The organism is Pseudomonas sp. CC120222-01a (assembly GCF_003097235.1).
Taxonomy (GTDB): Bacteria; Pseudomonadota; Gammaproteobacteria; order Pseudomonadales; family Pseudomonadaceae; genus Aquipseudomonas.
On the sequence record NZ_QEQQ01000002.1, the window covers coordinates 362,298 to 384,434 of the forward strand.

Annotated in this window: 17 protein-coding genes; 12 read left to right on the forward strand and 5 right to left on the reverse strand. The window is 61.7% G+C overall.

Translation table 11 applies throughout. From position 1 onward, the window contains the following. Window positions 1-15: 15 nt before the first annotated feature. On the reverse strand, window positions 16-1,818 hold the full coding sequence (locus N430_RS04560; RefSeq protein ID WP_110633350.1) for an acyl-CoA dehydrogenase: 1,803 nt from the start codon (window positions 1,816-1,818) through the stop codon (window positions 16-18). A 232-nt stretch (window positions 1,819-2,050) separates the two neighbouring features. Here N430_RS04560 and N430_RS29215 point away from each other — a divergent pair, with 232 nt between their 5' ends. Both N430_RS29215 and N430_RS04565 read left to right on the forward strand, forming a co-directional pair. Beyond that, the gene (locus N430_RS29215; RefSeq protein WP_133248820.1) at window positions 2,051-2,737 is read left to right on the forward strand and encodes a hypothetical protein; all 687 of its coding nucleotides are present in this window, start codon (window positions 2,051-2,053) and stop codon (window positions 2,735-2,737) included. A gap of 14 nt (window positions 2,738-2,751) precedes the next feature. Beyond that, window positions 2,752-3,156, forward strand: a complete 405-nt coding sequence (locus N430_RS04565; RefSeq protein ID WP_256592070.1) for a hypothetical protein — start codon at window positions 2,752-2,754, stop codon at window positions 3,154-3,156. A gap of 82 nt (window positions 3,157-3,238) precedes the next feature. Here N430_RS04565 and N430_RS04570 read toward each other — a convergent pair whose 3' ends face one another. Together N430_RS04570 and putA are read right to left on the reverse strand one after the other, a co-directional pair. Continuing rightward, complete coding sequence (locus tag N430_RS04570) at window positions 3,239-3,448, reverse strand: hypothetical protein (RefSeq protein ID WP_110633356.1); 210 nt, start codon at window positions 3,446-3,448, stop codon at window positions 3,239-3,241. Window positions 3,449-3,629: 181 nt separating this feature from the next. Then, window positions 3,630-7,583 carry a trifunctional transcriptional regulator/proline dehydrogenase/L-glutamate gamma-semialdehyde dehydrogenase gene (gene putA, locus N430_RS04575; RefSeq protein WP_110633359.1) on the reverse strand — a complete coding sequence of 1,318 codons (3,954 nt, stop codon included), beginning with the start codon at window positions 7,581-7,583 and terminating at the stop codon, window positions 3,630-3,632. A 357-nt stretch (window positions 7,584-7,940) separates the two neighbouring features. Here putA and putP point away from each other — a divergent pair, with 357 nt between their 5' ends. Next, window positions 7,941-9,419 (forward strand): sodium/proline symporter PutP, encoded by a 1,479-nt coding sequence (gene putP / locus N430_RS04580; RefSeq protein WP_110633362.1) that lies wholly within the window; start codon window positions 7,941-7,943, stop codon window positions 9,417-9,419. 125 nt (window positions 9,420-9,544) lie between these two features. Here the strand turns inward: putP and N430_RS04585 are convergent, their stop codons facing one another. Then, the gene (locus tag N430_RS04585; RefSeq protein ID WP_110633366.1) at window positions 9,545-9,802 is read right to left on the reverse strand and encodes a hypothetical protein; all 258 of its coding nucleotides are present in this window, start codon (window positions 9,800-9,802) and stop codon (window positions 9,545-9,547) included. 179 nt (window positions 9,803-9,981) lie between these two features. Between N430_RS04585 and N430_RS04590 the strand changes: the two genes are divergently transcribed. The 7 genes from N430_RS04590 to N430_RS04620 all read left to right on the forward strand — a co-directional run bounded on the left by N430_RS04590 (window position 9,982) and on the right by N430_RS04620 (window position 18,423). Beyond that, on the forward strand, window positions 9,982-10,818 hold the full coding sequence (locus tag N430_RS04590; RefSeq protein ID WP_110633369.1) for a 23S rRNA (adenine(2030)-N(6))-methyltransferase RlmJ: 837 nt from the start codon (window positions 9,982-9,984) through the stop codon (window positions 10,816-10,818). A gap of 87 nt (window positions 10,819-10,905) precedes the next feature. Further along, window positions 10,906-12,663, forward strand: coding sequence for a carbamoyltransferase (locus tag N430_RS04595; RefSeq protein WP_110633373.1), 1,758 nt, complete (start codon window positions 10,906-10,908; stop codon window positions 12,661-12,663). Then, window positions 12,647-13,777 (forward strand): glycosyltransferase, encoded by a 1,131-nt coding sequence (locus N430_RS04600; RefSeq protein ID WP_110633376.1) that lies wholly within the window; start codon window positions 12,647-12,649, stop codon window positions 13,775-13,777. Before N430_RS04595 ends, N430_RS04600 begins: the two co-directional genes overlap by 17 nt. Beyond that, window positions 13,777-14,673 carry an antimicrobial resistance protein Mig-14 gene (locus tag N430_RS04605; protein WP_110633379.1) on the forward strand — a complete coding sequence of 299 codons (897 nt, stop codon included), beginning with the start codon at window positions 13,777-13,779 and terminating at the stop codon, window positions 14,671-14,673. Before N430_RS04600 ends, N430_RS04605 begins: the two co-directional genes overlap by 1 nt. Beyond that, on the forward strand, window positions 14,670-16,073 hold the full coding sequence (locus N430_RS04610; RefSeq protein WP_110633382.1) for a PIG-L deacetylase family protein: 1,404 nt from the start codon (window positions 14,670-14,672) through the stop codon (window positions 16,071-16,073). Before N430_RS04605 ends, N430_RS04610 begins: the two co-directional genes overlap by 4 nt. Before the next feature lie 37 nt (window positions 16,074-16,110). After that, window positions 16,111-17,067, forward strand: a complete 957-nt coding sequence (locus tag N430_RS04615; protein WP_110633385.1) for a glycosyltransferase — start codon at window positions 16,111-16,113, stop codon at window positions 17,065-17,067. 264 nt (window positions 17,068-17,331) lie between these two features. Continuing rightward, complete coding sequence (locus N430_RS04620) at window positions 17,332-18,423, forward strand: glycosyltransferase (RefSeq protein WP_110633388.1); 1,092 nt, start codon at window positions 17,332-17,334, stop codon at window positions 18,421-18,423. Between the two features lie 2 nt (window positions 18,424-18,425). Here N430_RS04620 and N430_RS04625 read toward each other — a convergent pair whose 3' ends face one another. Beyond that, window positions 18,426-19,031, reverse strand: a complete 606-nt coding sequence (locus N430_RS04625; protein ID WP_110633390.1) for a toluene tolerance protein — start codon at window positions 19,029-19,031, stop codon at window positions 18,426-18,428. Between the two features lie 104 nt (window positions 19,032-19,135). Between N430_RS04625 and N430_RS04630 the strand changes: the two genes are divergently transcribed. Beyond that, on the forward strand, window positions 19,136-20,311 hold the full coding sequence (locus tag N430_RS04630; protein ID WP_110633393.1) for an O-antigen ligase: 1,176 nt from the start codon (window positions 19,136-19,138) through the stop codon (window positions 20,309-20,311). Between the two features lie 15 nt (window positions 20,312-20,326). Continuing rightward, window positions 20,327-22,135, forward strand: coding sequence for a lipid A export permease/ATP-binding protein MsbA (gene msbA / locus N430_RS04635; RefSeq protein WP_110633792.1), 1,809 nt, complete (start codon window positions 20,327-20,329; stop codon window positions 22,133-22,135). The last annotated feature ends 2 nt before the right edge of the window (window positions 22,136-22,137 follow it).

Here is a 22,137-nt window from a genome sequence, read left to right on the forward strand (position 1 = left end):
TCACGGTGGCTCCCCCTAGAACCACCCGTCTTGCATGGCGAGGCACGTGTCGTCGCGTGCCTCGAGCAATGCCAGGTCATTATGGCAGGCGGGGATTTCCCAGGTCAGGAAATAACGCGCGGCCTGCAGTTTGCCAAGGTAGAAGTCGCGGTCGGCGGGGTTGCTGTCGAGCACGCCTAGTTCGGCGTGGATGGCCTGTTCCAGCCAGCGCCAGCCGATCACACAGTGGCCGAAGACCTTGAGGTACAGGGCGGAATTGGCCAGGGCGCCAGCGACCTTGCCCTGGGCTAGATCGCCAAGCAGCGCCAGGGTTACCGATTGCAGCCGGTTGACCAGTTGCTCCAGCGGCTGGCGCAGGGTGTCCAGGCCTGGGTGATGGCTGGCGCGTTCGGCAGTGGCGGCGATCAGGCGGATCAGCTGCTTGAGGCCGGCACCGTTGTTCTGCGCCAGCTTGCGGCCCAGCAGATCTAGCGACTGGATGCCCTCGGTGCCTTCGTGGATCGGGTTCAGGCGGTTGTCGCGGTAGTACTGCTCCACCGGATACTCGCGGGTGTAGCCGTGGCCGCCGAGAATCTGGATCGCCAGTTCGTTGGCCTTGAGGCAGAAGGCCGAGGGCCAGGACTTGACGATCGGGGTCAGCAGGTCGAGCAACTCCTGGGCCTGCTTGCGTGCGTTTTCGTCGCTGGCGGTGTGGGTGTCATCGAAGAGTCGTGCGGCATACAGGCCCAGGTCGAAGGCGCCTTCCACATAAGCCTTCTGCGCCAGCAGCATGCGCTTCACATCGGTGTGCTCGATGATCGGCACGGCCGGGCTCTGCGGATCTTTGTTGTCCACCAGGCGGCCCTGCGGCCGCTGGCGGGCGTATTCCAGCGAGTACAGATAGCCTGCGTAGCCAAGCATCACCGCGCCCATGCCGACGCCGATGCGTGCTTCGTTCATCATCTGGAACATGCACGCCAGGCCCTGATGCGGCTGGCCGACCAGGTAACCGACGCACTGGCCGTTGTCGCCAAAGTTCAGCGCGGTGGAGGTGGTGCCGCGCCAGCCCATCTTGTGGAACAGCCCGGCCAGCAGCACGTCGTTGCGCGGGCCACGGCTGCCGTCGTGGTTGACCAGGTACTTCGGCACGATGAACAGCGAAATGCCCTTAACGCCGGGCGGTGCGTCCGGCAGCTTGGCCAGTACCATGTGCACGATGTTTTCCGACAGTTCGTGGTCGCCGCCAGAGATGAAGATCTTGTTGCCCTTGAGCCGGTAAGTGCCATCGCCAGCGGGTTCGGCGCGGGTGCGGATATCCGCCAGCGACGAACCGGCATGGGGCTCGGTCAGCGCCATGGTGCCGAAGTAGCGACCTTCGATCATCGGCTGCAGGTACAGGCGCTTCTGTTCCTCGGTGCCGAAGCTTTCGATCAGGTTCGCCGCGCCCATGGTCAGGAACGGGTAGGCCGTGGTGCCGGCGTTGGCTGCCTGGAAATGGGCGAAGCAGGCTTGCGAGACCAGGCTGGGCAACTGCATGCCGCCGACTTCGAAGTCGCGGTTGGCGTTGAGGAAGCCGGCTTCAAGGAAGGCATCGACGGCGGGCTTCACCTCGGGGATCAGCTCGGCGCGGCCGTCCACGTAGCGCGGCTCGTTTTCGTCGGCCTTCCGGTTGTGCGGGGCGAAGAACTTCTCGGCGATGGTGCGTGCGGTGGCCAGGGCGGCATCGAAGGTTTCGCGGCTGTGCTCGGCGAAACGCGGGCGTTGGGTCAAGGCTTCGGCGTTGAGGACTTCGTAGAGTTCGAAGGCGAGGTTGCGGGGGCTGAGCAGGGTCTCGGGCATGGGGGCGGTCCTGAGGCGGGATGCTTCGAGTCTAGGGGGTTGTGAGGGGGTAAGGGGAGGTTAATAGGTTTGGGTGATATGGCTATAGAAGGTGCAATGAAAACCTAGTGGTCTGGTGTTCGTGATAACAGCCCTAAAAAGAGAAATTTCCTACAACTTTTTCGGAAGCTCTCATAGGGCATCGTCGAGCGGAATAATGTAAATGTCAGTCTTTTGTACGGAAGGATTGGCAATGAAAGACTTGGTTCGCTGGTCAAAGGTAAAAAAAGAACAACTATGCAGGGTCGAAGATCCATTTTTTTCGACATCCATAATTAGAGAGTACTTGAAAAGCATGCGCTATGTGCAAAAGATACATGGCGTGAGCGATCTCCTAAGAGAGTGTGGATTGTATGACCCGCTTAATCTGGATAGCATTCAAATTGATAGGGTGCTCAGTCGGGTTGCATCAGGTGAATGGATGCTCATTCGAAATGAGGCTTTCAAGCCGATAGATCTTGAAGGGAATTGGTATGCAAAGATGTGCAGCAATAGATTCGATACTGACAGGTTGCTTAACACTATATCGACTACGATGGGTCCGGGTAAATGGAAAATAGTAGATATACGGGTTAATAAATTTGCTTCCAGTGCTGCTTTTGTTGCTAATTTTCTGGCGTCGAGAGGGGATGAGGGCCGGATTTTCTTATCCTCAGGGAAAGATTTTGCAAACACGACAAGGACGGTAACTCAGAGATGGGTGCCGCTTGGGAATGAGGAGCGCGATTTCACGTCGTCCTCTGCAATTCATCGATATGGGGAGGAGCATAAGATTACGCAAATCTATGTGGAAGCTGACGATGCTTGGGATATTTCGGGATCTTCATGGCATTGGCGGCCAGTCGTCGCAGATGAGGAATACGAGTTCAAAGGCAAATGATGTGGAGTCCAAAATTGAAGCGTTTCGTTGAGTTGTTTTGGGGGGGGATGGATGCCTTTTACATTTTCTTTGTTGTGCTTGGTAGTTTCAATAGAGGTGTGACGCCCTTCGTGAGTGACTTCAAGTCTGCCCTCGAAAGCATGGAGCATTGGGGGGGAGGGCTTGAGTTTATGGTGTGGATGGGGCTTGTTGCCCAGGTCTCAATTATAGCTAGTAGTCTATTGCTTTTTCTTGGCAGGGTTTCGGGAGTTTACCTGGCTGCCATTCAACTTCCTTTTCGAGTCTTCTTTGTAATTCCGTCCTTTGCGTTGATTTTACTTTTGCCTGATGTCAGTACGTGGGTTTGGTTGAGTTTGATCGCTGCCTCTGAAGGGGCTAAAGCTTGGAGCCTTTGGTGGCTGTGGAGAAGGCGTGGGTGAAAGTAGAAAGGAGGGGGTATGCGGGATGGCCGCGATGACAGCCATGAAACCCGAGAACGATTGAAGGGGGCTGTTGGTACATTTATCGATAACGGGCTCTGAGTTTGCCTTTAGCAGTGAACACACCCGTCATGGCGCGGAATGCTTTGGCCTCAGCCGGATTGTCGGCGAGTATCTGGGCTAGCTGTCGAATGCGCTGAGCAGATTCTATGTACGGTTTATCAGTCTTCGGCTTGTTGGGGGCTTCTGCAGCCATTCCGACCTCTAATGGGTCGCGCAGGTTTGCGATCATGATAAACCTCAAGAAGTGATCGTTGGATTTGCCAGTGTAAAGTTCCCGAGAATCCTGAAAAATCTCAGATCTTTACTGTACCTTGTAGTCCATTTCCGAAAGTCACTCCCAGCTCATCAAAACCATGCGCCCATAAAAAAGGAGAGCCGAAGCTCTCCTTTTTTATCAACCACCCATGGCCTCAGCCAATGGTCATCAGGCTGGCATTACCACCCGCCGCCGCCGTGTTCACACTCACCGCCCGTTCGATCACCAGGCGCTCCAGGGCAATCTGGTGATCGCCGCTGGACAGCCCATGCACACCGACGATCGCACCCGCGCGCTTGGCCACCTGCTGGCATACGCCGCGCAGCTGGTCCGAGTCGCCATGGTGGATCACGGCGTCGAACGCCACTTCGTCCTTGTTCCAGTCCGCCACCAGCTTGACCTTGGCCTGCAGCTCACGCGGCAGGCGGCCGCGCAGGGCTTTGCCTGGCTCGCTGTCAGCCCACACCGCCGAGCTACCCACCGCCAGCACGGCAGCGAACTGTGCCAGCAGGTCGGCTTCGTTGTCTGCCAGGCACAGCACATGCTCGCGCGGCAGGATGGTGTAGGTGTTGCGCTCACCGGTCGGGCCTGGCAGCAGGCGGGCGATGCCGCTCTGCGACTGGCCGGCGAACTGGCTGCACAGGGCGGCCAGTTCGGCCTGCTGGTTGCTCTCGGCCCAGGCCTTGAGAACGTGCAGCGGCTTGATCAGCTGGTCGTGCAGGGCACGGTCCGGCTGGCCGTCGCCATCCTGCTGCTGGAAGTGGCGGCCAATGGCGTCGGCCGGGCGGGTCGACAGCAGGCGGTACAGGTACAGCGGGCCGCCGGCTTTCGGGCCGGTGCCGGACAGGCCTTCACCACCGAATGGCTGCACGCCCACCACGGCGCCAACGATGTTGCGGTTGACGTACATGTTGCCGGCGTTGGCGGTCTCCACCACCTTGGCGATGGTCTCGTCGATGCGGGTATGTACGCCGAGGGTCAGGCCATAGCCGGAAGCGTTGATCTGTTCGATCAGCTGGTCCAGGTTGCGGCGGTTGTAGCGCACCACGTGCAGCACCGGGCCGAAGATTTCACGCTTCAGTTCGTCGAAGCTGTCCAGCTCGATCAGGGTTGGCATGACGAAGGTGCCGCGCTTGATCTCGGCCGCATCGGCGATTGCGACTTGATAGACCGTGCGGCCTTTCTCGCGCATGCCCTGGATGTGCTTCTCGATACCGGCCTTGGCTTCGGCGTCGATCACCGGGCCGATGTCCACGGCCAGGCGGTCCGGGCAGCCCAGGCGGCTTTCGGCCATGGCGCCCTTGAGCATTTCGATTACGCGGTCGGCGGAGTCTTCCTGCAGGCACAGCACGCGCAGGGCCGAGCAGCGCTGGCCGGCGCTGTCGAAGGCCGAGGACACCACGTCGATCACCACCTGTTCGGTGAGTGCCGAGGAGTCGACGATCATGGCGTTCTGGCCGCCAGTTTCGGCGATCAGCGGGATTGGGCGGCCCTGGTTGTCCAGGCGGCCAGCGACATTGCGCTGGAGCAGGCGGGCAACTTCGGTGGAGCCTGTGAACATCACGCCTTTGACGCGCTCGTCACCGACCAGCCCGGCACCGACAGTCTCGCCGCGGCCTGGCAGCAGTTGCAGCACGCCTTCCGGAATACCGGCTTCCAGCAGCAGGCGCACGGCCTGGGCGGCGATCAGCGGCGTCTGTTCGGCAGGTTTGGCCAGTACCGGGTTGCCGGCCGCCAGGGCAGCGGCAACCTGGCCAGTGAAGATTGCCAGCGGGAAGTTCCACGGGCTGATGCACACCACAGGACCCAGCGGGCGGTGGGCGTCGTTGCTGAAGTCATTGCGTGCCTGCACCGCGTAGTAGCGCAGGAAGTCCACGGCTTCGCGCACTTCGGCGATGGCGTTGGCGAAGGTCTTGCCGGCTTCGCGGATGAGCAGGCCCATCAGCGGCTGGATTTCGGCTTCCATCAGGTCGGCGGTGCGCTCGAGGATCGCGGCACGCTCGGCTGGCGGGGTGGCCTGCCAGATCGGTGCGGCGTTCAGCGCGCACTGGATGGCATTGTCGACGTCGGCGACTGTGGCTTCCTGGACGTGGCCGACCACGTCACGGTGGTCTGCCGGATTCAGGACTGGCACGGCAGCAGCCTCACTGGCGGCGCAGGCCAGCAGCGGGGTAGCTTTCCAGTCGTTGTTGGCCGTGGCCAGCATGGCGCAGGACAGCGACGCCAGGCGGTGTTCGTTGGCCATGTCGATACCGGCCGAGTTGGCCCGCTCGCTGCCATACAGCTCACGCGGCAGCGGGATGCGCGGGTGCGGCAGGCCGATGCTGCCTTCCTGGGTACCCATGCGTTCGATGCTGGCGACCGGGTCGGCGACCAGTTCCTGGATGGAAATCGAGTGGTCGGCGATGCGGTTGACGAACGAGGTGTTGGCGCCGTTTTCCAGCAGGCGGCGGACAAGGTAGGCCAGCAGGGTTTCGTGAGTACCGACCGGGGCGTACACGCGGCATGGGCGGTTCAGCTTGCCGTCGGCGACCTTGCCTACAACCTGTTCGTACAGCGGTTCACCCATGCCGTGCAGGCACTGGAACTCGTACTGGCCCGGGTAATAGTTCTGACCGGCGATGTGGTAGATGGCCGACAGGGTGTGGGCGTTGTGGGTGGCGAACTGCGGGTAGATGGCTTCTGGCACGGCCAGCAGCTTGCGGGCACAGGCGACGTAGGACACGTCGGTGTACACCTTGCGGGTGTAGACCGGGTAGCCTTCCAGGCCTTCGACCTGGGCGCGCTTGATTTCGCTGTCCCAGTAGGCGCCTTTCACCAGGCGGATCATCAGGCGGTGGCGGCTGCGCTTGGCCAGGTCGATGACGTAGTCGATCACGTACGGGCAGCGCTTCTGATAGGCCTGGATGACGAAGCCGATACCGTTCCAGCCCGCCAGGGCCGGCTCGAAGCACAGGCGCTCGAGCAGGTCGAGGGACAGCTCCAGGCGGTCGGCTTCCTCGGCGTCGATGTTCAGGCCGATGTCATATTGCTTGGCCAGCAGGGTCAGCGATAGCAGGCGCGGGTACAGCTCTTCCATCACGCGCTCGTACTGGGCGCGGCTGTAGCGCGGGTGCAGCGCCGACAGCTTGATCGAGATGCCCGGCCCTTCATAGATACCGCGGCCATGGGAGGCCTTGCCGATCGAGTGGATCGCCTGCTCGTAGGAGGCCAGGTACTTCTGCGCGTCGTGTTCGGTCAGTGCGGCTTCGCCGAGCATGTCGTAGGAATAACGGAAGCCCTTGGCTTCGAAGCGGCTGGCATTGGCCAGGGCTTCGGCGATGGTTTCGCCGGTGACGAACTGCTCGCCCATCAGGCGCATGGCCATGTCGACGCCCTTGCGGATCATCGGTTCGCCGCTCTTGCCGATGATGCGGGTGAGCGAGGAGGTGAGGCCGGCTTCATTATGGGTGGAGACCAGCTTGCCAGTCAGCAGCAGGCCCCAGGTGGCGGCGTTGACGAACAGCGACGGGCTATTGCCCAGGTGTGGCTGCCAGTTGCCGTTGCTGATCTTGTCGCGGATCAGGGCATCGCGGGTACCTTTGTCGGGGATGCGCAGCAGGGCTTCGGCCAGGCACATCAGTGCCACGCCTTCCTGGGACGACAGGGAGAACTCCTGCAGCAGGCCCTGGACGATACCGGCACGGCCACCAGCACTCTTCTGGTTACGCAGTTTTTCGGCGATGCCGGCAGCCAGCTTGTTGGTGGCTTCGGCCAGTGGCGCGCTCAGGCGCGCCTGCTCCAGCAGCATCGGCACCACTTCCTGCTCGGGGCGACGGTAGGCGGCGGTGATCGCCGAACGCAGTACCGACTGCGGCAGGATGCTCTCGGCAAATTCGAGGAAGCACTGGTGGGCGTGGTCTGCCTGGACTTCGCCTGCATCATCGGCCAGGTTGTTGGCGTGACCGTTGAGTTCGGTCAGGGTGGCGCCACCCTCGAGCTTCTCCAGGTAATTGAAGATCGCTTGCTTGATCAACCAGTGCGGCGTGCGGTCGATGGACTGCGCAGCTGCCTTGAGTCGCTCACGGGTCGGGTCGTCAAGTTTGACCCCAAGGGTGGTCGTCGCCAATTTCTTATCCTCATTATTGCCACGGTTGTGGCTTAAGCTGCGCCAAGATTAGCTGTAGCCGTTTTCGGGTGCAACCAGGTGCAACCCCATTTTTTTAAGGAAAAGGTGCAACTCGTCTGAGGAAGCTTCCTACAGATTAGAAAGCGTTCATAACGGTGCGTTTTCTTATGAAAAATCGTGTTTTTGCTCCAAAAGGGAGCAAAAAACCGGATTTCTTACAAAGCGCACGGGCGGGTGCAACTTGCAAATGAAAAATGGTTGCACCGACTTTGCGTTGTTGCATAGCATTCGCCGCCTGGGTGCAACCATCGTCAAGACGGTTGCGCATGAGATAAAAACAAACGCCAGGGCACACGCATGGGCAATCCACTAACGATCACCTTCGTGATCTACATCGCGGCAATGGTGCTGATCGGTCTCGCGGCCTATCGCTCCACCAAGAACCTTTCCGACTACATCCTCGGCGGTCGCAGCCTGGGTAGCGTGGTCACCGCGCTCTCCGCCGGTGCTTCCGACATGAGCGGCTGGCTGCTGATGGGCCTGCCGGGTGCCATCTACTTCTCCGGCCTTTCCGAGGCCTGGATCGCCATCGGCCTGACCGTAGGCGCTTACCTGAACTGGCTGTTCGTCGCTGGCCGTCTGCGCGTGCAGACCGAGCACAACGGCGATGCGCTGACCCTGCCGGACTATTTCTCCAGCCGCTTCGAAGACCATAGCGGTTTGCTGCGGATCATCTCGGCGATCGTCATCCTGGTGTTCTTCACCATCTATTGTGCCTCTGGCATCGTTGCGGGTGCGCGCCTGTTCGAAAGCACCTTCGGCATGTCGTATGAAACCGCCCTGTGGGCCGGTGCTGCGGCTACCATCGCTTATACCTTCATCGGTGGCTTCCTGGCGGTCAGCTGGACTGACACCGTGCAAGCCTCGCTGATGATCTTCGCACTGATCCTCACCCCGATCATCGTGCTGATCTCGACGGGTGGCTTCGACACCACCTTCCTGGCCATCGAGGCGCAGAACCCTGCGCACTTCGACATGTTCAAGGGTGCAACCTTCATCGGCATCATTTCGCTGATGGGCTGGGGCCTGGGTTACTTCGGCCAGCCGCACATCCTGGCGCGTTTCATGGCCGCCGACTCGGTCAAGTCGATCGCCAAGGCGCGTCGCATCTCCATGACCTGGATGATCCTGTGCCTGGCCGGTACCTGCGCCGTGGGCTTCTTCGGTATCGCCTACTTCTCGGCGCACCCTGACCTGGCCGGCCCGGTCACCGAGAACCATGAGCGCGTGTTCATCGAGCTGGCCAAGATCCTGTTCAACCCGTGGATCGCTGGTGTGCTGCTGTCAGCCATCCTGGCGGCGGTGATGAGCACCCTGAGCTGCCAGCTGCTGGTCTGCTCCAGTGCCCTGACCGAGGACTTCTACAAGGCCTTCCTGCGCAAGAACGCTTCGCAAGGTGAGCTGGTGTGGGTCGGCCGCCTGATGGTGCTGGCCGTGGCCCTGATCGCCATTGCCATGGCGGCCAACCCGGAAAACCGCGTGCTGGGCCTGGTGGCCTACGCCTGGGCCGGTTTCGGTGCGGCTTTCGGCCCGGTGGTGCTGATTTCGGTGCTGTGGAAAGGCATGACCCGCAACGGCGCGCTGGCCGGTATCGTGGTGGGTGCGCTGACCGTGATCCTGTGGAAGAACTTCGACACGCTCGGCCTGTACGAAATCATCCCGGGCTTCCTGTTCGCCAGCATTGCCATCGTTCTGGTGAGCAAGCTGGGCAGCCCGTCGCGGGCAATGGTGCAGCGCTTCGAAACCGCTGATGCGGCGTATCACGCTGACAAGTGATGCTTTACCAGCAGTCGGGCCTGGCGCTGCCTGCTGGTTGTGATCTGTCGGGCATTGGCCCGGTAAACGCAAGCGGCCCGAACAATCTGATTGTTCGGGCCGCTTGCGTTATTAGTGAAGTGTATTTACAGGGTGAACTTCACTCGGGTCGCTTCGAACGCGCCGGCTTCCCTTGGGCGGATCAGTGCGTCGTATTCACCGGCGGCGTATTCGCCCACGGTCACCGCCCAGGTTGTACCGGTCGAGCTTGGTACGACCAGGTTGTCAGTGCTGCCGTCGGGCTTGGTGATTTCAAGCATGGCAGTGTATGGCGCATTGGCGATGCCGAGGTCGCCGTGCAGTAGTGGTGTCGTGGTGTTGTCAAACTTGATGGAAGCTTTCATGCGAAGTGCTCCTTGGTGAGTGGGAGCACGATTGTTGGCTGGTGGGCCGCATCGGAGAACAGGGTAAAGCTGCCTGTGAATTGGGCGGCTGAAAGGGGTCGGGATGCCTCTGAAAGTGACCAACATACCTGACTGCACCCGCCTTACGAGGTAAACTTGCCACCCCCGCAGGAGTTGCCATGAACTATCGTCACGCCTTCCACGCCGGCAACCACGCCGACGTCCTCAAACATATCGTGCTGACCCGCCTCATCGCCCTGATGTCGCGCAAGGAGCAGCCATTCGCCTACATCGATACCCACGCCGGCCTCGGTCTGTATGACCTGCAGGGCGACCAGGCGACCCGCACCGGCGAGTACCTGGAGGGTGTCGCCCGCCTGTGGAACCGCGATGACCTGCCGGTCATGGCCGCAGACTACCTGCGTATCATCAAGCGCCTGAATGCCGATGGCGAACTGCGCTACTACCCGGGCTCGCCCGAGCTGGCGCGTCGCCTGATGCGCGAGCAGGATCGTGCGCTGCTCAACGAAAAGCACCCGGAAGACGGGCCGCTGCTCAAAGAGAACATGAAGAAGGACCCGCGCGTGGTCGTGCACCTGGGCGAAGGCTGGCATGTGCCGCGTGCCTTGCTGCCGGTGCAGGAGAAGCGGGCGATCATGCTGATCGACCCGCCATTCGAGCAGGCTGACGAGCTCAAGCGTTGCACCACCTCGATGAAAGAGGCGATCGGCCGCATGCGTCAGACCGTCGCGGCCATCTGGTATCCGATCAAGGACCAGCGCTCGCTGACCCGCTTCTACCAGGACCTGACCAGCACGGGTGCGCCGAAGCTGCTGCGGGTCGAGTTGTATGTGCACCATCAGGACAGTCCGCAGGGCCTCAACGGTTCTGGCCTGGCCATTGCCAATCCGCCGTGGGGGCTGGAGGAGGAGCTGCGCGAACTGCTGCCGTGGCTGGCCAAGGAGCTGGCGCAGACTGCCGGCAGCTTCCGCATGGACTGGCTGATCGCCGAATAAACGGCGCTGCGTTATAATCTCGCCTTTTAGCCGCCACCCGCCCATGAGGCCGCTGGCGCATCTCTACCGAATGAAGAGGCTAATCCCTTGGCATTGACGATTCTTGGCCTGTCCGGCGCCCTTAGCCATGACCCTTCCGCGGCCCTGTACATTGACGGCAAGCTGATTGCCGCCGCCGAAGAAGAGCGCTTCGTGCGTGACAAGCATGCGAAGAACCGCATGCCCTACGAGTCGGCGAAATTCTGCCTGGAACAAGCCGGCATCAAACCGTCCGACGTTGACGTGGTGGCCATTCCGTTCGCCCCGATCAGCCTGTTCGGCAAGGCCCGCTGGCACTACGCCAAGCGTTACTGGTACGCCCCGGATCGCGCCCTCGACGCGATCCTGATGGGCAACCGTCGCTACAAGCGTTACCGCAAGAAGATCGTCTGGTGCCTGGAGCAGCTGGGCTTCGACCCGAAGAAGATCAAGATCGAACCGGTCGAGCACCACCTGGCCCACGCCTCCAGCGCCTACCACTGCTCGGGCTTCAAGGAAAAGACCGCGATCCTCGGCATCGACGGCAAGGGTGAGTACGCCACCACCTTCTTCGGCTACGGCGAAAACGGCAAGATCCACAAGATCAAGGAATTCTTCGATCCGGACTCGCTGGGTGGCCTGTACGGCGCAATCACCGAATTCCTCGGTTTCGAGATGCTCGACGGCGAGTTCAAGGTCATGGGCATGGCGCCGTACGGCGACGCCAGCAAGTACGACTTCTCCCGCCTGGCCAGCTTCGAGAACGGCGAACTGGTGATCAACACCGAGTACGCCAACGTCATCGGCCTGCGCCGCCATAAAGAGAAGGGCAAGGGCTTCTACTTCTCGCCGAAGCTGATCGAATGGCTGGGGCCCAAGCGCGAAGGCGACATCGCCGACGAGCCGTACATCCACTACGCGGCCAGCATGCAGGCGTTGTTCGAGAAGATCGCTCTGCAGATGATCGACCACTACCTGGGCGACACCCTGCGTGAAACCGGCAAGCTGGCCTTCGCTGGCGGCTGCGCGCTGAACGTCAAGCTCAACCAGAAGATCATCGCCCGTCCTGACGTCAAGGAACTGTTCGTCCAGCCGGCTTCCGGCGACGCCGGTACCGCCGTCGGTGCTGCAGCCTACGTTTCCCACGCCCGTGGCGTGCCGGTCGAGAAGATGGAACACGTCTACCTCGGCCCTTCGTACTCCAATGAAGACGTGATCGCCGCCTGCGCCCGTCACCCGAACGCGCCGAAGTGGCGCAAGCTCGACGACATGCCGCAGCGTATCGCCAAGATCATGGTCGAAGGCAACCCGGTGGCATGGTTCCAGGGGCGCATGGAATTCGGCCCGCGTGCCCTGGGTGGTCGTTCGATCATTGGTTGCCCGAGCGTGCCGGGTGTAGCCAACCGCATCAACGAACAGATCAAGTTCCGCGAACGCTGGAGACCTTTCTGCCCGTCGATGCTCGACACCGTCGCCCCGCAGATGATCAAGGTCGACCACCCGGCGCCGTTCATGACCTTCACCTTCGAAGTGGCTGAAGAGTGGAAGACCCGTGTTCCGGAAGTGGTCCACGAGGACGGCACCTCGCGTGCCCAGGTGCTCAAGCGCGAATACAACCCGCGCTACTACGACATGATGAAGGCGCTGGAGGACCTGACCGGCAACGGTGTGTCGCTGAACACCTCGCTGAACCGCCGTGGTGAGCCGATGATCTGCTCGCCGACCGACGCCCTGAACATGTTCTTCGGTTCGGACCTGCAGTACCTGATCATGGAAGACATCCTGGTCGTCAAGGACGGCGCCGCCGCCTATGACCAGCCGCTCTGAAACGCGGATCCTGCAGTTCTGCCATGGCTATGACGGGCCGTTCCTCGATTGTGCCCGTCAGTACGCCAGCCTGTTCCAGGGCAGCGGCTACAAGGTCACCACCGTGTTCCTCACCGGCGCCGCCGACCCGCAGGTTGCGGCAGGTTGCGCGTCGGACGAGGTGCTGTTTCTCGAATTCAGCTCCAAGGCCGTGCGTGGCCTGAAGCTCGGCGCAATTCGCGCCCTGCGACGCATCGCGGCCGAGCGCAATTTCAGTTTCTGCATCGCTCACCGGTTCAAGCCGATCTATGTCGCACTGCTGGGCACCGGCTTGCCGGTGATCGGCGTGCACCATGCGTTTGGCGACTATGAGCGCAAGGGGCGGCGCCTGTTCGCCAACCTGTTCAGCAAGCGTCTGAGCCTGCTGGGTGTGTCGGATGCGGTGCGTGACGACATGCGCCGCTGCCTGCCTCAGTGGCCAGCCGAGCGTATCCAGACGCTGTACAACCGTATCGACATCGACGCCCTGCAAGCTGCCCTGGTACCCCGTGCCGAGGCCCGCAAGGCATTGGGCCTGGATGCCCAGGCATGGGTGGTCGGCAACGTCGGCCGCCTGCACCCCGACAAGGACCAGGCGACCTTGTTGCGTGGCTTTGCCGAGGCGCTGCCGGGCCTGCCGGCCGGCGCACGCCTGGCAATCCTTGGCAAGGGCCGCCTGGAGGCCAAGCTCAAGGCACAGGCTGCCGAGCTGGGCATTGCCGCGCAGGTGGACTTCCTCGGCCAGGTGCCGGATGCCCGCCGCTATTTCCAGGCCTTCGACGTGTTTGCCCTGAGCTCTGACCATGAGCCGTTCGGCATGGTCCTGCTCGAAGCCATGGTCGCCGGCGTGCCCGTGCTGGCCACGGCCTGTGGCGGTGCGCGTGAGGTGGTCGAGGGTGTTGGCGTGCTATTCCCGCTGGCCGATGCCGGGCAACTGGCGCAGGGCCTCAAGCACATGGCCGCGCTGGATGAGCAGCAACGTGAAGCCTGCGCCGCGCATATGCTGCGGCGCCTGCACGAGCGTTTCTCCGACCATGCCGTTCGCGAAGCATTCTGGCAGTTGCCACAGGTTCGTGCGCTGGTGGGGGAGGCTTGATGCTCAATCATATCCAGGCCTTCCGCGAGCGCGGTTGGCAGGCCATCGATGCGCCGACCTACGCGCAGGCGTGGGCACGTTTTGGTGGCAGTGTCGCGACGCACCCGTTGGTGGTCGAGCAACTGGCCGATCTGGCCCAGATTCCGGTGCGCTACCTGGGCTGGTACCAGGCGGGTGAGCTCAAAGCCGCCCTTCCCACCTGGGGGCGTCATCTGGCGTTGTCCAAGGAGGTGCTCAAGCGTGCCGGCAAGAAGGCCCTGTTCGACCTTGGCAATGCCGAGCTCATCCTGCCGGCGGCGGCAGACGCCGGCGCACCGTTGCGCCACACCGCACGCTACCTTTCCGAGCTGAACCAGGGCCGCTTCAGTGGCCTCAAGGTGCAGAAAGAGCAGTTGGCCATGGCCCGCGCCCATGAAGACCTGTCGAAGAAGTTCCGCTACAACCAACGCCGCGAATTGCGCCTGTTGGAAGAAGCGGGCGGCGTGGTGCGTCCGATCAGCGACTTCAGCGCGCAGCAGATCGCCGCCATGTACTGCGACCTGTTCCAGCGCCGCTGGGGCTTCCCGGCCACCGGTGCCGAGCGCATGGCTGATGTGCTGGAGCGCCTGCGCGAGCTGCTGATCGGCTCGGTGCTGATGCTCGACGACAAGCCAATCGCCATCCAGCTGGTGTATCGCGTCGAAGCGCCTGAGTGGATCAGCGTCGAGTACATCAACGGCGGTGTCGATCCGGAAACCAAGGCCTTCAGCCCGGGTAGCGTGTTGAGCTTCCTCAATACCCAGGCGGCCTGGGAAGATGCCCGGGCGCGCAACAAGCCGCTGCGCTTCTCGTTCGGCCGTGCCGACCGGGAGTACAAGGACCGGTGGTGCAACCCTGTGCCGGTATTCCAGGCGTGAGCCGCAAGCAGCAGTTGCTCAAGCGCCATCGGCGCAACAAACGCCTGGGCTTGCTGGCCAGTCTGGTGGCGCTGGTGGCGTTGGGTGTCTTCACCTGGTGGTGGCTGCCGCTGTTGCTGCTGCCGCTGCTCTGGGCTGCCCACGAAGCCTGGTTCGCCGACCACCTGTTCTATGCGCCCGGCGAGGATTACGCCTACCGCTTCGGCGAGCTGAGCCGCGAAGCACCGGTCGTGCTGCGCGACGGGCTGCTCAAGGTGGACGCGGCAATGCAGGGCGATGAAACCCTGGTGCTTGAAGTGCGGGTGAAAAGTAGTTGGCTGGGACGCTTCCTCGATCCGCGGGTCGAGTTGAGCGGCGGCGAATGCACTGACCGGCAAACCTTCGAGCGCGGTGTTGATGGGCTGCGTTTCCTCAACCTCACCGGGTTGGCGACACCTCTGCAAGCCGGCACACTGCGCCTGCGCGGTCGGCACTGCCGGCTGTTGGGTGAGCCACGCCTGTGGATAACGCCCAGCATCGAGCTTCAGCGCCGCCGCGTGATGGTCATCGCGCCGCATGCCGATGATGCCGAGCTGGCGGCATACGGTTTGTACAGCCAGGCGGACGAGACCTGGGTGGTGACCCTGACTGCGGGTGAAATCGAGGCCGAGCACTATCAGCAGATGGGGCTGGGCAAGTCGGACGCTGCCCGTTTGAAGGGCCGCCTGCGCGCCTGGGACAGCATCGCCGTACCGCGCTGGGCCGGCGTGCCTGAGGCACGCTGTGTGCAGTTGGGGTATTTCTGCCTGCAGCTGCCCGTCATGCAGGCCGCCCCTGATCAGCCTGCTGCATCCCGCGAAGCGGACATGGCCGATATCCGCCCGTTCCGCCAGTTCAACCCGTTCCCGCTGCCGGCAGACCGCGATGGTGCGCCAACCTGGCACAACCTGCTGGCCGACTTGCGGGCCCTGCTGGAAATGGCCAAGCCTGAAGTGCTGGTCATGCCGCATCCGCAACTAGACCCGCACCCCGACCATATCTGCGCCCAGGCGGCTGTCATGGAGGCCCTGCAGGGCCTGGCCTGGCAGCCGCAAACACTGCTGTGCTACGCCAACCACCTGCATGACAACGACCGCTGGCCAATGGGCGACAGCGGCGATGGCGTGGCCCTGCCGCCGCAACTGAGTGCCGATCAGGCCTGGGCGCCGTGCACCCTGCTGCTGGATGTCGCTACCCAGCATGACAAGGCCATGGCCTTGGGCATGATGCACGACCTGCAGCCCCCGGCACCGTTCAAGCGCCGCCTGCGTCGCTTGCTGCAGCGCTGGCTGGCGGGGCGCCGGCCTTCGCCTTACGGGGAGAACGAGTTCTTCCGCAAGGCCGTGCGTCGGCATGAACTGTTCTGGCGGCGTGAGCTGTAAACCCGACCGCGATGGCGCAGAGCGCCCAAGGAAAGCAATGAAAGTCCTATTTCTGGTACAGAAGGAACAGCGCGCGATCCTCGATCGCCTGTACGACGGCGTCGCGGCCAATTGCGAATGCGACCTGCGCTGGCTGACCAGCGAAGACCAGCGCAACCTGCGCCGTTATTTCAAGCGTGAAGTGCAGGTCGAGCGCTATGACCGTATCGTCTTCTTCCTGCGCTTCAAGCAAGAGATCCGCCAGGCGGCCTTCATCCGCACGGTGCCAAACCTGGTCATCCTCGAGCACGACGCCTACCAGAACTACATCCCTTGCAAGTACACCGGCAAGTTCAGCGCGCATTACCGCAAGCTGCCGTGGGCGCGGGTGATCAGCTCGGGCTACATGGTCAGCGAGCGCCTGCGCCAAGAGGGCTTCGACGCGGTGTTCGTGCCCAAGGGCTACGATGAGCAATTGCTCGCCGACCAGGGTCGTGAGCGCGATATCGAACTGGCGTTCGTCGGCAGCACCAACAGTGTTGCCTACAGCGGGCGCAAGGCGCTGCTGGATGAACTGGGGCAGGTCGAGAACCTGGTGGTCACCCGCACCAAGTCGGGCGAGGACTACTGCAACACGCTGAACCGTATTCGTTTCTTTGTCAGCGCCGATGTTGGCATGGGCGAGTACATGATCAAGAACTTCGAGGCTATGGCCTGTGGCTGCGTGCTGTTGGCATACGACCAGGGCGAAGCAGAGAATCGCGCGCTGGGGCTGCAGGACATGGTCAACGTCGTGTTCTATGACAACATTCCGACACTGCAGGCGAAGTTGCGCACCCTGCGTGAAAACCCTGCGCTGGCGCAGCAGATTGCCGAAAAGGGTCGTGAGCTGGCCGTGTCGCGCTTCAGTTTTGCTGCAGTGGGGCGGAGCATTGTCGAGCATATGCGCCCGGCACTCAGGCCTCAGCCACCGCTGTCTGCGTGGCAGCGCTTGCGCCTGAAACTCGGCTTCTGATCATCAGCATGTCCGATGACAGTGTTCGCTGAGAATTTCATGGTGATGCCGGGCACTAACCGGCGTTGCCAGGGTCCTCCAATGGGCTGCAGTACTGTCCAGCATTTCCGGCCTATGCTGGAGAGGGGCGCTTTCCCGACGCCATGTCGGGTGAGACCGGCATTGACGCTGGCTATGGGCGCCCTTGTCTGCATGGGAAATCCGATTCTTGTTTATTGAAGTTGCAGTCCCACCTGGCTTGCACGGGAGAGGGGCGCTATCCCCATGAATATCGTCAACATGATGTGGGCAGGCGGTTCGCCGTACATGTCCATCCACAAGGTCCACCAGCAGGTGCTGTCGCACGCGGGGGCCGATGCCTCTATCAGTAACTGGTTGTTGCTCGGGGGTGAGCTATGCCATGGCCGTGGCCCGACCCGCGTGTGGCACATACCGCAGCGTGTGTTGAAGGGCAAAAGCCTTTGGCGTCTATTGCTGCCTTGGCAGCGCCTGCGCCTGCGCAGGGCGCTGCAACAAGCCCAGGCTGATGTGATCCTGCTCGACGGTGTCGGGGTCGCACGCTTGGTGCTGCCGGTATTGCAGCAAATTCCGGGAGTGCGGGTCAAAGTGCTGTTCCATGGCAGTACCCGGCTGAATGCCAGTGATGTGAGCTTGTTGAACCAGTTGCCCCCAGAGCGGCTGAGCATCGCAGCAGTCTCGCAGACGTTGGCGCGCTCGCTTGAGCGGGATATTGGTCGTCCTGTGCAGGCGCTACGTATGGCATTCGACCCGCAGGCCTTCGCCAGGCCGCTACTCGGCCGTGAGCAGGCTCGCCAAGCGCTGGCATTGCAGCAATCCTCTGGGCAGGTACTCGGGGCCGTGGGGCGGCTGGTAGAAAGCAAAGGCTTCGAGATGCTTATCGAGGCATTCGCCAAGGGCGCAGCCGGCCGGCCGGACATGCGTCTGGCGATTGTCGGTGATGGCCCTCTACGCACTAGCTTGCAGGCGCAAATTGATGATCTGGGGCTGACCGGGCGTGTGATCTTGTGTGGCCACCACGATGATTTGCAGCAACTCTACCGGGCGTTTGACTGGCTGCTGGTGCCGTCGCGTGCCGAGGGTCTGGGCCTTGTGGTGCAAGAAGCGGTAATGGCGGATCTACCGGTGATCTGCAGCGACCTGCCAGTGTTTCGTGAGCAGTTGCGGGAAGCGGGCTGCTACCTGCCGGTTGGCGGCGTCGAAGTCTGGTCCCAGGCGATCGCACGCTGCGATGCCCTCAGCGCTCAGGCCATGGCCACCCGTCAGCGCGAGGCGCTGGCACCGGAGGCGGCATGGCAGGCGTTCTGTGATGGGGCGCAGAAACTGCTGCGTGGTTGAAATCAGCGCGCCAGCAGAGCCGCCTCGAAGTCGGCGAGTGGGAATTGGTTACCCAGGTTTTCCCGCTCGATGTAACGCACCATGTGTTGCACATTGCGCCTGACCATCCGGGCAGAGAGTGGCGGGCGCAGGAACCGCATGTCTGCCACATCGATCAAGCCGAGGTGCTGGTCAGGCGTTTCGACTACATTGCCCAGGTGCAGCGAGCGGAAATACACGCCATTGCAGTGCAGTTGGCGGATCAATTCGATCAGCCGGGGCAGGTAGTTGCCCCAGCTGAACCCGGCATCACGCGATAACTGCAGCAGTGTGCGCCCTGGCAGAGGGCGGTACAGTACGGCTGTTCGGCCTGGCATATCCAGCTTGTGCTGGCTGATCACTTCGAGCGTGGGAATCCCGAGTTGCTGCAGGCGAGCCGCATTGTCAACGAAGCGTTGCGAATATGGTCGAAGCAGCGCAGATGAAATTAGACGCTTCCTACGAAAAACCTTTAGGAAATTTCCATCCCTGAGCAGGTAAACTTTGGCGCCATGGCTATCTGCCTCTAGCACCTGGGCTCCAAGTGTCAGCTGATCGAATTCGACCTGGGAGAGGCGGGAGCACTGCATGTCTAGGGCCTTGTCGTCTGGCAAGCAAAAATGACTGGCAATAATGCCCAAAATAAAGCTGTTGCACCATGTCTGGTGTCATTTCGCGTTACCGGGGAGTGTGGATGTTGTATCAGAAGAACTGGGCCAAGGCCTGGTTGGCATTTGGTTTGATCTGGTTTCTGGCGGCCATTGCGTTGGCTCCCAGCAACAAGCTGTATCAGCAAGGCATGATCCTGTTCATGTGGCTGCCTACTTTGCTAGTGGCATGGTCGGCCAGGCGGGTTCTGGTTGATGCCTGGCAGCGTCAGCCCGCGCTTTGGGGGGCACTGGCACTGTTTTTCGTCTGGGGCGCGCTGAGCATGGCCTGGTCCAACAACCAGGAATTCTGGCGTGAAGGCAAGCGGCTGCTTTACATTCTGGTGTTCTTGCTGGCGTTCCCGATCATGGGCCAATTGGGGACGGCCCGTATTCGCCAGTTGTTACGGATAGGGTCTGTATTGCTGGCGATTGCCGCACTGATCTCGATTGTCAGGTTCTATGGCGTCCAGGCCATGCCGCTGGTTACGCGCCTGGAAGGTATCGGCGAGATCTCCCACCCGATCCTTGGCGCCTATGTTGTCGGCACAGCGGCATTGCTGCTGCTGTACGATCTGCCGCGACAGCATGCCTTGCGCCTGGGGTGGTTGTTGGCACTGGCCTGCCTGGCCCTATTTGTCGCCTTGAGCCAAAGCCGTGGCGCGGTGCTGGCGCTGGTCATTCCCGTGATCCTGGCACCCCTGTGGTTCCGTGACAGGCACAGCCAGCTCATGGCGCTGCTCGCGGTGGTGAGCACCGGGCTGGCCTTCTACGCCGTCTATGACCTTATCGCCTTGCGTGGCTCGTCCTTCCGTCCCGAAATTTTCCGCTCGACGCTGCACATGATCAGTGAGCACCCATGGGGTGGCCTCGGGTTGGGTGCCTACTACAAGGTAGAGGCCGCGGGCATGCAGTTCGATCACACCCACAACATGTTCACCCATGCTGCGGTTGAACTCGGGTTGCCCGGGATGCTGCTGTGGATTGCAGTGTGGTTGTTCACCCTCGCAGAGATCGTTCGAGCGCGCGACACGGTCTTTGGCAAGATGCTGCTCTGTCTCTGGATCTACTCGACCATGGCCATGCAGTTCGACGCCGCCAGTCTCACCACGACGCCCCGTGCGGAATGGTTCGTCAGTTGGCTGCCGGTTGCTCTGGTCATGTTGTTGCCATGGATGCGTGCCGAAAATGACGCCTGTGGTAAAATTTCCGGTTCAACCTGAACAGCGAGCTCGATGATGGCCGAAACACCGCTACCGGCGGAGCACACCTCCAGCCTGAAGATCTACTTCCGGCTGCTGAGCTATGTGAAACCCTATGTCGGCATTTTCCTGCTGAGCATTGTCGGTTTTGTGATCTTTGCTTCGACCCAGCCCATGCTGGCCGGGATACTCAAGTATTTCGTCGACGGGCTGAGCAACCCGGAAGCGGTGTTGTTCCCCAATGTCCCGTACTTGCGCGACCTGCAGTTGCTGCAGGCAGTGCCGCTGCTGATCATCCTGATCGCGGCGTGGCAGGGCCTGGGCTCGTTCCTCGGCAACTATTTCCTGGCCAAGGTTTCCCTGTGCCTGGTGCATGACCTGCGTGTCGAGTTGTTCAACAAGCTGCTGGTGCTGCCCAACCGCTACTTCGACAACCACAACTCTGGCCACCTGATTTCGCGGATCACCTTCAACGTGACCATGGTCACCGGCGCTGCCACCGATGCGATCAAGGTCGTCATCCGTGAAGGCCTGACGGTGGTGTTCCTGTTTGGCTACCTGCTGTGGATGAACTGGCACCTGACCCTGGTGATGGTCGCCATCCTGCCGGTGATCGCAGTGATGGTCAGCATTGCCAGCAAGAAATTCCGCAAGCAGAGCAAGAAGATCCAGTCCGCCATGGGCGATGTGACCCATGTCGCGTCCGAGACCATCCAGGGTTATCGCGTGGTCCGCAGCTTCGGCGGTGAGGCCTACGAACAGCAGCGATTCGGCAACGCCAGCCAGAGCAACACCGACAAGCAGCTGCACATGACCAAGACCGGTTCGCTGTACACGCCGCTGCTGCAGCTGGTGATCTACACCGCCATGGCGGCGTTGATGTTCCTGGTGCTGTTCCTGCGTGGTGAATCCACCGCCGGTGACCTGGTGGCCTACATCACGGCGGCAGGCCTGCTGCCCAAGCCGATTCGCCAGCTGTCGGAAGTCAGTTCGACCATCCAGAAAGGCCTTGCCGGTGCCGAAAGCATTTTCGAGCAGTTGGACGAAGAGCCAGAGATCGATACCGGCACCGTCGAGAAGGACCGTGTTCAAGGCCGCCTCGAAGTACGCAACCTGAGCTTCACCTACCCCGGTACCGAGCGCGAAGTGCTGAGCGACATCAGCTTCGTCGCCGAGCCTGGGCAGATGATTGCACTGGTCGGGCGCTCAGGCAGCGGCAAGTCGACCCTGGCGGCGTTGATCCCGCGTTTCTACCACCACGATCAGGGTGAGATCCTGCTCGACGGTGTGGAGATCGAGAACTATCGCCTGCGCAACCTGCGTCGTCATGTTTCCCAGGTGACCCAGCACGTCACCCTGTTCAACGACACCGTGGCCAACAACATCGCCTATGGCGATCTGGCAGGCGCCCCGCGTGCCGATATCGAAGCGGCAGCCGCTGATGCCTATGCCAAGGAATTTGTCGACCGCCTGCCAAAAGGCTTCGATACCGAAGTCGGTGAAAACGGCGTGCTGCTCTCCGGTGGCCAGCGCCAGCGCTTGGCGATTGCCCGGGCACTGCTGAAAAATGCTCCACTGCTGATCCTCGACGAAGCGACTTCGGCGCTGGATACCGAGTCCGAGCGGCATATCCAGGCGGCCCTGGATCACGTCATGCAAGGCCGCACCACGCTGGTGATCGCCCACCGCCTGTCGACCATCGAGAAGGCCGACTTGATTCTGGTCATGGACCAGGGCCGTCTGGTCGAGCGCGGTACGCATGCCGAATTGCTCACGGCCAATGGCCATTATGCCCGCCTGCATGCCATGGGCCTGGATGAGCCGGCCAAGGCCGATATCACCTGACC